This is a genomic window from Flavihumibacter sp. ZG627 (assembly GCF_000814325.1).
Lineage (GTDB): Bacteria > Bacteroidota > Bacteroidia > Chitinophagales > Chitinophagaceae > Flavihumibacter.
This window is the reverse complement of the sequence record NZ_JPHF01000004.1, coordinates 142,043-155,636: the sequence shown is the minus strand read 5'-3', so window position 1 is coordinate 155,636 and position 13,594 is coordinate 142,043. Positions and strand designations below refer to the sequence as shown.

Here is a 13,594-nt window from a genome sequence, read left to right as displayed (position 1 = left end):
TAGCTCAAGTTCAATAACTGAAACGTATGATCGATATCAAAGTTCCTACAGTAGGCGAATCCATCACTGAAGTGACGCTCGTAAAATGGCTAAAGCCTAATGGCTCTTATGTTCAACGTGACGAGGTCATTGCCGAACTTGAGAGTGAAAAAGCAACCTTTGAACTCAATGCCGAACGTGCCGGAACATTGGTAACAAAGGCTGAGGAAGGCGATACACTTAAAATTGGCGATCTCGTTGCTTCCATTGATGAATCAACAGCAGCTCCGGCCGGATCCACTGAACCAGCCAAAGCCGAGGCTGCAGAACCCGCCAGCATTCAAAAAGATGAGACTGCCGAAAAAGTTCGTGCTAAAAATGATGGGGAGCAAGCAAAGGCAGCAGGCAAGGGTGTTATTGAAATGAAAGTTCCCACGGTGGGAGAGTCCATCACTGAAGTGACCCTTGTGAAGTGGTTAAAAAAAGAAGGTGATCTTGTTCAGCGTGATGAAATATTATGTGAACTGGAAAGTGAGAAAGCAACATTTGAATTGAATGCAGAAGAAGCTGGTCAGCTAAGTCCGGTTGCCAAAGAAGGTGATACCTTGAAAATAGGGGATGTTGTTGCTACAATTAATTCTGATGTTGCCGTGCCATCGGCTGCATCAGCAGCAACAGCGCCTGCATCTAAATCAGCAGAACCCGGTACAAAGCCTTCTGCAGCCAATGCACCCGTTACCTCAATTCCGAATGACATTAAGGCAAGTCCTGTTGCTGCAGCAATTATCGCTGATAAAAAAGTTGATCCAAAGTCAGTAAGCGCAAGTGGATCTGGTGGTAAGATCATGAAGCAGGATGTAATGGAAGCGCTTAATAATCCAGGCCGCAAGCCTGGTGCTGAAATGTTCACACGTAATGAAAAACGTGAGAAGATGAGTAACCTCCGCAAGACGGTTTCACGCCGGCTGGTGGAGGCAAAGAATACTACCGCTATGCTCACCACTTTTAATGAGGTGGATATGGGCCCTGTTATGGCAATACGCTCTAAGTACAAGGACAAGTTCAAAGAAGCCCACGGTGTAAATCTTGGATTCATGAGTTTCTTTACAAAGGCAGTTTGTTATGCCTTGCAGGAATGGCCGGCAGTGAATGCGTATATCGATGGCGATTCCATTATTTATCACGATTACTGTGATATATCTATTGCAGTTTCCGCTCCAAAAGGGCTGGTGGTTCCTGTTATCCGAAATGCCGAAAGCCTAAGTATGGCAGGCATTGAGAAGAAAGTGGTGGAGCTTGCAACAAAAGCGCGCGACAATAAGCTCACCATGGAGGAGATGACTGGTGGTACATTCACAATCACAAATGGTGGTGTTTTCGGATCACTTATGAGTACACCAATAATCAATATACCACAATCAGCTATCCTTGGAATGCATAAGATCCAGGAAAGACCAATGGCTATAAATGGACAGGTAGTGGTGAAACAAATGATGTACCTGGCACTGAGTTATGATCACCGCATCATTGATGGACGCGAATCCGTTGGTTTCCTTGTTCGTGTGAAAGAATTGCTGGAAACGCCTGAATTGCTCCTCTTTGGTAAGGATCCGGTTAAGACCTTGCTCGAAGTATAATGTTTGCAAGGGCACATGTTAATACAGCACTTCAGTTGCTGCACACATACAAAGGCGAGATGCCATTTGTACATTTTCTAAAGAACTATTTCAGTACAAATAAAAAACACGGCTCGCGCGATCGTAAACAGATCGCGCAGCTTTGTTATTGCTGGTTCCGGCTGGGCTATGCTTGCAGAGAAATGGTAGCTGAAGAACGATTACTGCTGGCACTCTATCTCTGTTCTGAGGAACCCAATCCTTTACTGGCGGCCCTTCACGAAGAGTGGAATGAAAAAGCAAGTCTGCCACTGGGTGAGAAAATATCATGCCTTCAATTAACCATCTTTCCGTGGACTGATTTGCTCAGCGAAGGCATTGAGGCAGAAGCTTTTTCAGCCTCGCATCTCGTTCAGCCTGATCTGTTTCTGCGGATAAGACCGGGATATAAGAAATCAATCATAAGAAAGCTGGAGCAACTGACCACTCCCTTTAGAATCGATGGTGAAAATACCCTGCGTTTGCCCAACGGGTTTAAAGTGGAAGATCACTTTGAAATGAATAAAGAAGTAGTGGTTCAGGATCTTAACTCACAGCGCATAGGTGAAATGATTGACCTCGTATCAAAGGATCTAGTTGGCAGAGAGGATGTAAGAATATGGGATTGCTGCGCAGCAAGTGGAGGTAAAACAATGCTTGCCTTTGATCGTATGCCGGGTATTACTTTCACCGTAACAGACATACGCTCCTCAATATTGCAGAACCTCATTCAGCGGTTTAAGCAGGCTGGCATTTACTCCTACGATGGTTTTGTTGCTGATCTTTCCCTTACCTCAGCAAAACAGATCGGGGAGCGGTATAACCTACTGCCTTTGCAGGATCTGATCATTGCAGATGTTCCCTGTACCGGTAGCGGAACCTGGGGTCGCAATCCCGAACAGCTATATTATTTTAATGCTTCCTCTATAAATGATTATAGTGCCCTGCAAAAGAAGATCATCTCTAATGCAATTCCGAAACTAATGCCGGGCGGTTATTTCCTTTATATTACCTGCTCTGTTTTCCGGAGTGAAAACGAAGAAAATGTTCAGTTCCTGGAAGAGAACTTTAACCTTGAACTGATCAGCTCGCGTACATTGAAAGGCTATGACCAAAAGGCTGATACAATGTTTTCCGCCTTGCTGAAGTCGCATTTATAAATGTCATCAGTATATTCGTTCACAAACAAATAAACAAAGCCGTGAAATTATTTTGCTCGTTAATTATCTTTCTCCTTGCATTTAATTCCGGAAACTGCGCTATTGTTGATACTGTTATTACTTATAGCTCTTCCATGAAGAAGGAGATTAAGGCAGTTGTTATAAGACCCAAAAATTATAATAGCCTCAAAGAATTACCTGTTGTTTACCTGCTTCATGGGTACAGCGACAATTATGCTGGCTGGATAACTAAGGCACCCGGATTTGAGAAGCTGGCAGATCAATTTAACATGATGATCGTTTGCCCGGATGGTGGTTTCGGAAGCTGGTATTGGGATAGTAAAATCGATACAACTTTTAAATACGAAACCTATATATCGAAAGAATTGGTTGAATGGATCGACGCTAAATACAAAACCATTAAAGATCGTAAAGGACGTGCCATCACCGGACTAAGCATGGGCGGTCATGGAGCTCTTTATCTTGCAATACGCCACCAGTCTGTATTTGGGGCTGCAGGAAGCATGAGTGGCGGAGTGGATATCCGACCCTTTCCTCATAACTGGGATATGGCAAAAAGATTAGGCGAATATTCCCTTCAACCCGAACAGTGGGAGAAGCATACAGTGATAAACATGCTTCACCTTATTCCGCCAAAATCATTAAAACTTATAATTGATTGTGGCACCGGTGACTTTTTTTATGAGGTTAATGAAAACCTGCACCAACAACTTTTGTATCGTAATATTCAGCATGATTATATAGTGCGGCCGGGTGTTCACAATTGGCCCTACTGGCAACAGGCAGTTAAATACCAATTGCTGTTTATGCATGAATTCTTTAATGAAAAAAGTTAAGCACCTTTCAGGGTTTGCCAGGCTTTTCCCAAGGCTTCTTCAAGGAGCTCCATATTTACTTTTTTCAGATCAATGATGGTCCATCCCTTCAGGCCCCATTTATTTGGCACCCGGTAGATCATTACTTTGTCTATTGCAACAAAAATGCTCTGGTCAATTTCATTGAGCTTAATGGTAACAACCTGCATTTTTTCGTCCATGGTTGCATAGATCTTTTTTTTCAACCTGAAGCTTGTCTTTTCAAAATGAGGTAATTCAACAGTGCCCTCCAGCGACAGTGCAATGTTCCTTACTGTTTGTGAATTGACCATATGAATCCTTTTAATAAAGTTGCTGATTTTATTGTTTTCATATCCTTATTTTATTTATTGCTTGTTCATGCAAAGTTCTTCTTGCGTTAACATCTGCATAATCTGTGAATGGGAATTTCGTGCCTCGAAACTACTTACAGCTTATGCGAATCATCTTCACCCGTGTGCTTTCTTTTTGCATCCTTATTATGCTATCTCACAACATCCTTGCCCAGGATATACAAGTCAAAGGTTCCGTTACAGACAAAACAAATGGAAAGGGCATTCCAGGAGTTACTGTACAGCGATCTGCCTCAGGTCAAACTACTGTTTCGGATGAATCCGGACTCTTTTCAATTTTAGCAGCAGTGGGTGATGAACTGGTCCTTAGTTCTGTTGGCTATGCCCAACAAACCATTAAAGTGAATGCTGCTGGAAATCTTGAAATCGTGATGGTGGCTGAATCTTCTGATATGCAGGAAGTGGTTGTTACTGCTCTTGGTATCAAGAAAGAAAAAGCCAGACTTGGCTATGCATTACAGGATGTAAAGGGAGAAAACCTCGTGAAGGCGCGTGAGCCTAATGTGGTGAACTCACTCACGGGGCGGGTGGCCGGCTTACAGATCAATAACTCCACCGACCTTTTCCAGGATGCTGGCCTTTCGCTTCGTGGCCGAAAACCCCTGATTGTTATCGATGGTATTCCTGATCAATCGGCCGACATGTGGAAGATCAACGCCGATGATGTGGAGAATATCAGTGTACTTAAAGGTCCTGCTGCATCAGCACTCTATGGCTCCATTGGCCAGAACGGCGCCATCATGATCAGCACAAAAAGAGGTAAAGGCAATCAGCTTAGCATTGAAGTTAATTCATCCATACTTGCTCAAACCGGGTTTATCCGTATACCCGATGTGCAAACCACCTATGGCAATGGTAATAAAGGGAAATATGCCTTCGTAGATGGAAGCGGCGGTGGAACAGAAGGTGGTGGATGGATATGGGGTCCCAAACTTAACCAGCGTGATGCATCTACCTCCAGCGGTTATTTTGAGACTACCCAGTTTGATAGTCCGGTTGACCCCGTTACGGGAGAAAGAATCCCTACGCCATTCCTTTCCCGTGGGCAGGATAATGTTCGCAACTTCTTTGAAACCGGACTTATCGTCAGCAACAACATCAGCATTACCAAAGCTTCTGATAATGGGAGTTTCAGGGCTTCTGCAGGCCATATCTACCAAAATGGTGTGGTGCCCAACACAAGCCTTAATAACACATCCTTCAGCCTTGCGGGAAATTATAAGCTTAGCTCCAGGTTCAGCATGGATTCCCGATTCACTTATAATCGCGAATACACTGATAATTTTCCGGAAACCGGGTATGGGCCAACTAATTATCTTTACAACCTTGTACTATGGACCGGACCTGATGTGGATGTAAGAAAGCTCCGTAACTACTGGGTGCCCGGAAAGGAAGGCATCCAGCAGAATCATTACAATATTTCCTGGTATAATAACCCATACTTCCAGGCTTATGAATACCTCCGGGGATATCACAAGGATAACTACTTTGGTGCGCTTGATCTCAACTATGATCTCTCTGAATCATTTAGCCTGAAACTCAGAAATGGCCTCAACGGTTATGCACTCAACAGGTCATATAAAGAGCCTAACAGTTATGTTGGTTATAGTAATATTTCAAGAGGCAACTTCAGTACCTCAACTGTAAATTATCTAGATATCATTTCTGACCTGATGCTTGCTTATCGTAAGAACCTGGGTGAGTTTAATATCAATGCACAGGCTGGTGCATCTAATTATTATCGCAACCATCGGTACCAGTCTGCAAGTACAGATGGACTAACAGTTCCCGGTTTTTATAACCTCTCCAACTCCGCCAATCCCATACAGGGGTCTAACGGTGTTGAGGAGAGAAGAACCAGCAGCCTATATGGATATGTTGACCTTGATTATAGAAATAGCTTTTACCTGACACTTACCGGAAGGCAGGATAAGATCTCCACCTTACCGGTTGGTAACAACAGTTATTTTTATCCATCCGTTTCTGGAGCAGTGATACTTTCAAATCTCCTTGATCTTCCATCACAGATAAGCTATCTGAAAGCAAGAGGTTCCTGGTCGCGCGTGAGCAGTGGCACACTGAATGATAATGCCTATACATATGGATTTCTTCAGGCTTATGATAAAGGTACAAGCTGGAATAATACACCTGCTCTGGCATATGGAAGTGCACAGATCAATCCTGATATAAAACCACAAACATCGGATAGCTGGGAAGCAGGATTAGAGCTGAAACTTTTCAACGGCCGCCTTGGCGTTGATGCCACTTATTACCAGAGTCGTGATTATAACAACATCGTTTCAATTCCTGTTTCTGAAACCAGCGGTTATACATCAAGGTTGGAGAATGGAAATGAATATAAACGTAAAGGATTTGAAGTAATGGTTAATGCCAACCCTGTAAAGACAAGCATTTTCAGATGGGATATCAATGCTAACCTCAGTAATTATCGCCGCTATCTAACCGCTATTTACGGAGGAGCAGAACAACTCAATAAGATCAGGGTGGGTGAGCGCACCGATCGAATCTTCGACTGGAAATATGAAACGGATGGTGCCGGTAATGTGGTTTACAACAGCAATGGCTTCCCCAGATGGGATAATTTCACAAGATATGTGGGTGATGCAAACCCCGACCTGGTCTATGGATTGGAGAACAGCTTCAACTATAAGAATTTCTCTTTCAAATTCCTGGTTGATGGCCGTATCGGAGGATTGATGTATTCAACCACCAACCAGAAAATGTGGTGGGGCGGAACACATCCAGGAACAGTAAACCAATACAGGGATGATGCTAATGAAGGGATCAACTCATGGATTGGGCAGGGTGTTGTGGTGACCGCCGGCGAAATAACGTATGATGGAGATGGAAATGTACTCAGTGACACAAGGAAGTTTGCCCCGAATACCAAAGGAGTCAACTATATCGATTATATGATCAGCACCAGTAACGCCATCGATAATAACTACCATTACTATTCACAGAGCTTTCTCAAACTACGTGAGGTTTCCCTAACATGGCAACTCCCAACAAAATGGCTTGGTAATAAAATTCAATCCGCTTCTGTATCTGCAGTGGGAAGAAACCTCTTCCTGGTTTCAGAACTTGATAATGTGGATCCGGATCCGGGAAGCGATAACCTCCAAACTCCTTCCACCCGCAACATAGGTTTAAACCTGAATGTTCGTTTCTGATTATAAAATAAGATCAAGATGAAAAAGATATATATAGCAATTACAGCGATAGCCGTTTTTGGCTTAGCCTCCTGTAGCAAATATGAAGATTTCCAGGTTGACCCCAACCGTACTACCCAGGCAACTCCTGATCTCCTGCTTACTACTATTGAACGATTAGCTTTCAACGAGGTAAATACAGGTGCGGCACTTGCCAGCAGGCAATTGGCATATACCGATGGAGTATCCGATCAGCAATATTATGGCTGGCAGCGGGGTAGCTTCAGCGATTACAGTAACCTTCGCCAGGTGCTGCGAATGGAAAAAGAAGCAGTACGTGTTGGGAAACCAGCATACCAGTCGGTCGCAAAATTCTTTCGTGCATATTTCGGTATCCAGCTTACTATGAGTTTTGGGGATATCCCATTTAGTGAAGCACTGAAAGGGGATGAAGCCCAGTACACATCTACTTATGATACCCAGGAATCTGTATTCCTGCAGGCCCTCGAGCTACTGGAGCAGGCCAGCAGCGAACTGGCAAACATTGATGAGCCAATGCAGGGTGATGTTGTGTATGACGGAAGTATTTTGAAGTGGAGAAAGCTTATCAATAGTTATACATTACGCGTTCTCACTTACCTGTCATCGAAAGAGTCGAATACAGCTTTCAATCTGAAGCAACGTTTTGCTGCCATTGTAAATGACCCTTCGGCTTATCCGTTGTTTACAGGTAATGCAGACAATGCGCAACTTAAGTTTCATGATATCCAGGGCAACAGGTATCCTCATTACAATGATAACTCAATGCAAACAGCATATTACATGGCTGAGAGTTTTGTTGATACCCTAAGGCATCTGCAAGACCCACGACTATTTCTTTTTGCAGCGAAGGCACCCATACATGCTGATCTTGAAGACGGAGACTTTAATGCCTATGGTGGGCTCAACGGAAGTGCTCCTATCACTGAGAATACTGAAAAAGTTGTTGCTGGCGAAGCATCAAAGATCAATCCCCGATACTACACTGATCCGGTGAATGAAGCATCAGTTGCTTTTGGTTACGCTGAACTGCAATTCATCCTGGCTGAAGCTGTTGTGCGTGGTTGGATAACTGGTAGTGCAGAGACCTTTTATAAGGAAGGTATACTTGCAAATATGATGTTTTATGGCATTGCTAATGCCACCATCGAAGCATATCTTTCATCACCTAATGTAGCATTGCAGGCCGGAAACGAGATCAGCGACATTATGGTTCAGAAATATATAGCATCATTTATGCAGGGGGGATGGCAGCCATTTTTTGAACAACGCCGTACAGGATATCCGCTATTTGACGTAAGTGGAGGAGGCGTGCTCAATGATGCAAAGATCCCCAAACGCTGGATGTATCCGGAAGCAGAACTCCAGTTAAACAGGGCTTCCGTAAATGAAGCTATTGAACGCCAGTTTGCAGGAGCCGATAATGTAAACGGCGAGATGTGGTTGCTTAAATAAAAATCCATTATTTTCCACTCATCAATTATGAATAGAATATTTGTATTTCGGAGCAGTTGTATATTGTTGCTGGCTTTGTATCTGTCGCCGGTAAATCTGCAGGCACAAGTTGGAAAGAAGAAAGCCCTCTTCATTATCGCAGATGGAATTCCTGCCGATGTACTGGAGAAACTATCTACTCCAAATATCGACAAAGTAGCTGCTGCAGGAAGCTACCTTCGGGCATTTGTGGGTGGCGAAACAGGTAGCTACAATGAAACACCCACGATCTCTGCAGTAAGCTACAATAGCATACTTACTGGAACCTGGGTGAATAAACATAATGTTTGGGGTAACTCTATAAAGGAACCAAATTATAATTACTGGAATATTTTCAGGTTCTATAAAGAATCTTTTCCAAAAGGCACAACAGCTGTGTTCTCAAGCTGGACTGACAACCGCACTAAACTTATTGGAGAGAAACTGCCTGAAGCTGGAGCACTCGTTCTTGATCATGTTGCAGACGGGTATGAACTGGATACAGTTCGAATTCCGCAAGATGCAAACCGTGATTTTATGCACCTGATTGATGAAGAGGTTTCATTTCAAGCCGCAAAAACCATCAGGGAAAAATCGCCCGACCTTTCCTGGGTCTACCTCGAATACACAGATGATATGGGTCATATGCATGGAGACGGGGATGCATTTTATAATGCAGTGAAGAAATTAGATGTACAGGTGGGGAGGATATGGGATGCTATACAGTACAGGCAAAAGCAATTCAGGGAAGACTGGCTTATCATAATCACCACCGATCATGGACGCAGCGAGAATAATGGTAAGGATCATGGTGGACAAACACCCCGGCAAAAGAGTGGCTGGATAGTGTTGAATAAACCAGCTATCAATGCGCACGCACGATACTACCAGGCATCCATAACCGATATTATGCCTACAATTGGCAGGCACCTGGATGTCAAACCTTCAGCACGCCGCTTGCGTGAGCTTGATGGATTGCCACTATTTGGTGAGCTTTCTGTTGGTGACCTCCGGGTTAATTATTATCAGGATCAGCTTGATATAAGTTGGAAAGCTTTGGGAGCAAAGGAAGATCTCAAGGTTTATATAACTGCAACCAACGAATTCAAAAAAGGAGGAGAGGATAATTACAAACTGGTTGGAACAGTATCCTCCCACAAACAAAGTCTGCTTATTCCGGTAAAAGATTTACCGGCGGGATTTTATAAAGTTGTTGTAGAAGGCAGGCACAATTCTGTAAACCGTTGGTTCACCAGTACTCAAAACAAACCCTGAACAGGCGTAAAAGTGGAAAAATCAAGAATTCCTGTTGATAATTTTTTCAGGTACTGTTCACAATAAAAAAATCTTGGTGGTACATATCTGTCCGCCATGATTTTGTTCGTTAAAGTAATATGGTAACTGATAATGCCCCTTTACCCAGTTTTTCTTTTATTGGATTGAACACCACGCATACCTGCGCTTTGTTTTTTCCATCTCCCGTTCTGGCATGGCAGCAGAGTTCCGAGGAACTCATATCGTGCACAGCATCAGCAGGTACCAAGTTATTATTAGTGAAGGCTGGAAAGGAACAATTCAGGCAAACCATTTTACAGGTACATACCGAGGATGGAAGTCATTACAATCTGGTTACACGATATACTGGCGAAATTTCCAGGTCATTTTATGTGATGAATAGTTTATATGGTCAAACTTCAGTTTTTCATTCAGACAAGGCTGCTACACAAACTAAGATCAGGAGGAATTATTTACCGGTTCCTGGTTTGATGGCCGCACAGCAACTTAAACTTGAATTAGCCGGATCCTATATATTTCAGGATAAAGTGTTTTACCAGCTTGATCTGTACAATTACAGCACTGAAATGCTTGATCCCTTTGAAGTAAAAGCATACTATCGCAAATCAGGATGGTCTCTCTGGCCCGATAATAAGGAGGAGACTGATGCACCCGTGCTTAATGGAAGAAATGATTTTTACCTCGAGCCCTATTCATCACGCCACCTGGTACTGGAAATTAACAGGCCGGCATGGCACCGTGGACATGAACTTGTAATTGAGGCCACCTCCATTTCGGGGAAGCAGCTTTATAGCCTTGTGATTCCACACCTTGAGATGGCAGACAATATAATCGGTAAAGAACAGCAGCCAAAACCGGCATTCGCCTTTTCATAATGGGGGACAGAATTTTGGGTGGAAAATTTGGTCGGCAAGCTTAATCCTAGTCTAATAGTTGTCTAATAGTTGTCTAATCCTTGTCTCATCTATGTGTGAAACCCAGTAAAATAGGGGGTTCCAGCTTGTTTTACACATACATGACACATGGAATAAGCAGTTTTCAGCCCTTTAACACTCTCTTTTTCTTATAATCCTGATTATTTCCAACTGAGAACTTGCATGCGGATACCGCCTCCTTCCTTTAACCCATTAGGGTATTCATTGCCGGTTGTGGCGGGGGATTGGAAATCCCAGTAGATCAATTCCTTATAAACGAGACCAATGCTTTTTGCATAGATCTCCTTACTATATACCCGGTATCCGTTCTGGGAAGGATCAAGCGGTCCAAGGCCGGCGGAATTCAACTCATCATCCTGCTGCTGTACGGTAATGGTGTTTGGTATCACCTGGTCAAAACTGGTATGGGTAGCGTCAATGTCCTGGTACCTGTAAGTCCAGTTATAGAGATATGCCAGTTCTTCTCCGGGAACGGCATTGATATGACTATTTCCCTTCCATTCTTTCCCATCCCTTATGGGGGCTATAAGTTTTTGAAAGCGAAGGTTATTTTCAATTACTTCAACAACTGAAAGAGTAGGAGTGATCATGTAGGTATCAGATTCCTGCCAGGCGCTCTCACTGGTACTTCCGAGAGGGCGCAGTGAACGGAATACTCTCCAGCTTTTCCTCCCCAGGTTATCGGTAATCTCAGCATCAACCACATCTCTGGCTTCATAGGAACGAACAATGAATGAAGTGTCCTGAAAAGGTGCTTTTACAATCGAATCAAGCTGGTAATTGATCTGCCTGCCTGGAGCCAGGTTAAAATATTCGGTGAGGAGCGGTTCATCGGGTGTATCTGTTTCTTTACCACAGGAAACTATTCCCGCAAACACAGCCAGTATTAAGATGTATCCTGCCAGTTTTCTCATAGCGAATCAACGATTTTCAATAAGGTTTATTGTTGATCAAATGAAGGGTATCTGCTGCCGCTGGATAATGCCTCCGCCAATTACATCGTCCCCCTCATAAAACACGGCACTCTGGCCCGGCGCCACTCCTTTTACGTTTTCATAAAAGTGCACCCGTACACCATTTTCATGCTCGTGTAAGGTAGATAATGTTCCTTTATCCTTATAACGGATCTTGGTGGTAGCCTCCATTCCTTCCGTGATACCGTCATATTTCATCCAGTTGATACGGCTTACTATAGCCTCAGAACGATTGAGGTCTTCTTCATCTCCCAGCACCACTGTATTACTTTCAGGTATAATTTCTGTTACAAATACCGGTTTGCCGAGTGCTATGTCGAGGCCCTTCCTTTGCCCGATGGTATAAAAAGGATAGCCTTTATGCTTACCCAGCATCTTGCCATGCTTGTCAACAAAGGCTCCACCCATAACACGATCCTCGAGACCCTCCACTTTCTTCTTCAGGAAACCCCGGTAATCATTATCGGGCACGAAACAGATCTCATAACTCTCCGCCTTTTTCGCCAGTTCCGGATAACCATAGTCGTGGGCCATCTGGCGGATCTCCGACTTACGGTATCCTCCCAGTGGCAGCATGGTTCTGCTCAGCAGGTCTTGTTGCAATCCCCATAAAACATAACTCTGGTCTTTGGTTTCATCAACTCCTTTGCAAACGAACCAACGGCCATTTGAATGCTGTTTGATGATGCCATAATGCCCCGTGGCGATGAACTCGCAATCAAGTGCATCAGCCCTTTTCAGGAGTGCCCTCCACTTGATATGGGTGTTACACATCACGCAGGGGTTGGGGGTGCGCCCGGCAAGATATTCTTCTACAAAATTTTCGATAACAAAGTCGCCGAACTCATCCCGGATATCCAGTACGAAATGCGGAAATCCATGCTGTACCGCCGCCATACGGGCATCATTGAAGGAATCGAGGTTACAGCATCCTGTTTCTTTTTTGCTGCTTCCTGAAGTGGCATAATCCCATGTTTTCATAGTGATGCCCACCACTTCGTAACCCTGCTCATGAAGCATCAGGGCTGTGACGGTGGAATCAATTCCACCACTCATCGCTACCAGCACTTTACCTTTTCGGCTCATACACTTGAAATTGAGGTGCAAATGTACGAAGATTTCATTCGGATACTTGTATATGCAAATATTATACGCTATTGGCAGAGCTGGATGGTGGTTGCATTTTCAGAACTCATCAGGATACGGTTCACCTTTCCCGCGGTATAATAGAGTATAAGTATACCGTAGGCCGTCTGGAAGGCCTCCCAATTATCGTCTTTGAGTTGTGGGCTGCCAAGCAGGGGGAAGAGTTTGGTTCGGCTGGCACCAAGGAGGGAAATGCTCATTTTACCCTTATATTTTGAGCCTATCTGGATGATGTTGCGTTGGGTATAGAACACTACATCCTGCCCTTTATAGCTGATAGAACCGCCACATTTAGCAGCCGGACCTTCTTCTTCGAAACCTGAGGAGCAGGGTAGTTTTTGTTTGATCTCGGCTGGCGTATGATTGGGCTTCATTGCGTTAACGGTGCCATTCAGGATGTCAACGTAAAAAGGGTCACATTCGGCTTTAACCTTTAATTGAGCATGGGTAGACAATGCTATTATCAACAAGTAACAGGGCAGGAGGATCTTTTTCATATGGGCTTATTTAAAGATTATGAGCAAAATCCTTGCTAA

General features: G+C 43.8%; 11 protein-coding genes. 7 read left to right on the top strand and 4 right to left on the bottom strand.

All coding sequences use genetic code 11. The features are described 5' to 3' along the window. Positions 1-26 precede the first annotated feature (26 nt). The 3 genes from odhB to HY58_RS10220 all read left to right on the top strand — a co-directional run bounded on the left by odhB (position 27) and on the right by HY58_RS10220 (position 3,651). On the top strand, positions 27-1,616 hold the full coding sequence (odhB, locus tag HY58_RS10230) for a 2-oxoglutarate dehydrogenase complex dihydrolipoyllysine-residue succinyltransferase (protein WP_039131439.1): 1,590 nt from the start codon (positions 27-29) through the stop codon (positions 1,614-1,616). A 59-nt stretch (positions 1,617-1,675) separates the two neighbouring features. After that, complete coding sequence (locus tag HY58_RS10225) at positions 1,676-2,794, top strand: Fmu (Sun) domain-containing protein (protein WP_172644639.1); 1,119 nt, start codon at positions 1,676-1,678, stop codon at positions 2,792-2,794. 134 nt (positions 2,795-2,928) lie between these two features. After that, positions 2,929-3,651, top strand: a complete 723-nt coding sequence (locus tag HY58_RS10220) for an alpha/beta hydrolase family protein (RefSeq protein ID WP_082022127.1) — start codon at positions 2,929-2,931, stop codon at positions 3,649-3,651. Here the strand turns inward: HY58_RS10220 and HY58_RS10215 are convergent. Continuing rightward, the gene (locus tag HY58_RS10215; RefSeq protein ID WP_039131433.1) at positions 3,648-3,962 is read right to left on the bottom strand and encodes an MmcQ/YjbR family DNA-binding protein; all 315 of its coding nucleotides are present in this window, start codon (positions 3,960-3,962) and stop codon (positions 3,648-3,650) included. The two genes, HY58_RS10220 and HY58_RS10215, sit on opposite strands and share 4 nt — an antisense overlap. 143 nt (positions 3,963-4,105) lie before the next feature. Between HY58_RS10215 and HY58_RS10210 the strand changes: the two genes are divergently transcribed. The 4 genes from HY58_RS10210 (at position 4,106) to HY58_RS10195 (ending at position 10,878) form a co-directional block, all read left to right on the top strand. Then, positions 4,106-7,216 carry a SusC/RagA family TonB-linked outer membrane protein gene (locus tag HY58_RS10210; RefSeq protein WP_039131430.1) on the top strand — a complete coding sequence of 1,037 codons (3,111 nt, stop codon included), beginning with the start codon at positions 4,106-4,108 and terminating at the stop codon, positions 7,214-7,216. An 18-nt stretch (positions 7,217-7,234) separates the two neighbouring features. Further along, positions 7,235-8,689: a SusD/RagB family nutrient-binding outer membrane lipoprotein gene (locus tag HY58_RS10205; RefSeq protein ID WP_052324021.1), complete on the top strand. Its 1,455-nt coding sequence runs from the start codon at positions 7,235-7,237 to the stop codon at positions 8,687-8,689. Between the two features lie 27 nt (positions 8,690-8,716). Then, positions 8,717-9,982: an alkaline phosphatase family protein gene (locus HY58_RS10200; protein ID WP_039131425.1), complete on the top strand. Its 1,266-nt coding sequence runs from the start codon at positions 8,717-8,719 to the stop codon at positions 9,980-9,982. Between the two features lie 119 nt (positions 9,983-10,101). Next, positions 10,102-10,878: a DUF4138 domain-containing protein gene (locus HY58_RS10195; protein WP_039131423.1), complete on the top strand. Its 777-nt coding sequence runs from the start codon at positions 10,102-10,104 to the stop codon at positions 10,876-10,878. A 200-nt stretch (positions 10,879-11,078) separates the two neighbouring features. Here the strand turns inward: HY58_RS10195 and HY58_RS10190 are convergent, their stop codons facing one another. The 3 genes from HY58_RS10190 to HY58_RS10180 form a co-directional block, all read right to left on the bottom strand. Continuing rightward, a complete protein-coding gene (locus tag HY58_RS10190) occupies positions 11,079-11,852 on the bottom strand; it encodes a hypothetical protein (protein ID WP_039131420.1) in 774 nt (257 codons plus the stop codon). A 36-nt stretch (positions 11,853-11,888) separates the two neighbouring features. Beyond that, positions 11,889-12,998 (bottom strand): tRNA 2-thiouridine(34) synthase MnmA, encoded by a 1,110-nt coding sequence (gene mnmA / locus HY58_RS10185; protein ID WP_039131418.1) that lies wholly within the window; start codon positions 12,996-12,998, stop codon positions 11,889-11,891. A 68-nt stretch (positions 12,999-13,066) separates the two neighbouring features. Continuing rightward, positions 13,067-13,555, bottom strand: a complete 489-nt coding sequence (locus HY58_RS10180) for a hypothetical protein (protein WP_039131416.1) — start codon at positions 13,553-13,555, stop codon at positions 13,067-13,069. Between the last annotated feature and the right edge of the window lie 39 nt (positions 13,556-13,594).

What these genes read in the sequence shown, in the direction of transcription:
- odhB (WP_039131439.1), top strand. Translation starts at nt 27, where the DNA reads ATGATCGATATCAAAGTTCCTACAGTAGGCGAATCCATCACTGAAGTG.
- HY58_RS10225 (WP_172644639.1), top strand. Translation starts at nt 1,676, where the DNA reads ATGCCATTTGTACATTTTCTAAAGAACTATTTCAGTACAAATAAAAAA.
- HY58_RS10220 (WP_082022127.1), top strand. Translation starts at nt 2,929, where the DNA reads ATGAAGAAGGAGATTAAGGCAGTTGTTATAAGACCCAAAAATTATAAT.
- HY58_RS10215 (WP_039131433.1), bottom strand. Translation starts at nt 3,962, where the DNA reads ATGGTCAATTCACAAACAGTAAGGAACATTGCACTGTCGCTGGAGGGC.
- HY58_RS10210 (WP_039131430.1), top strand. Translation starts at nt 4,106, where the DNA reads ATGCGAATCATCTTCACCCGTGTGCTTTCTTTTTGCATCCTTATTATG.
- HY58_RS10205 (WP_052324021.1), top strand. Translation starts at nt 7,235, where the DNA reads ATGAAAAAGATATATATAGCAATTACAGCGATAGCCGTTTTTGGCTTA.
- HY58_RS10200 (WP_039131425.1), top strand. Translation starts at nt 8,717, where the DNA reads ATGAATAGAATATTTGTATTTCGGAGCAGTTGTATATTGTTGCTGGCT.
- HY58_RS10195 (WP_039131423.1), top strand. Translation starts at nt 10,102, where the DNA reads ATGGTAACTGATAATGCCCCTTTACCCAGTTTTTCTTTTATTGGATTG.
- HY58_RS10190 (WP_039131420.1), bottom strand. Translation starts at nt 11,852, where the DNA reads ATGAGAAAACTGGCAGGATACATCTTAATACTGGCTGTGTTTGCGGGA.
- mnmA (WP_039131418.1), bottom strand. Translation starts at nt 12,998, where the DNA reads ATGAGCCGAAAAGGTAAAGTGCTGGTAGCGATGAGTGGTGGAATTGAT.
- HY58_RS10180 (WP_039131416.1), bottom strand. Translation starts at nt 13,555, where the DNA reads ATGAAAAAGATCCTCCTGCCCTGTTACTTGTTGATAATAGCATTGTCT.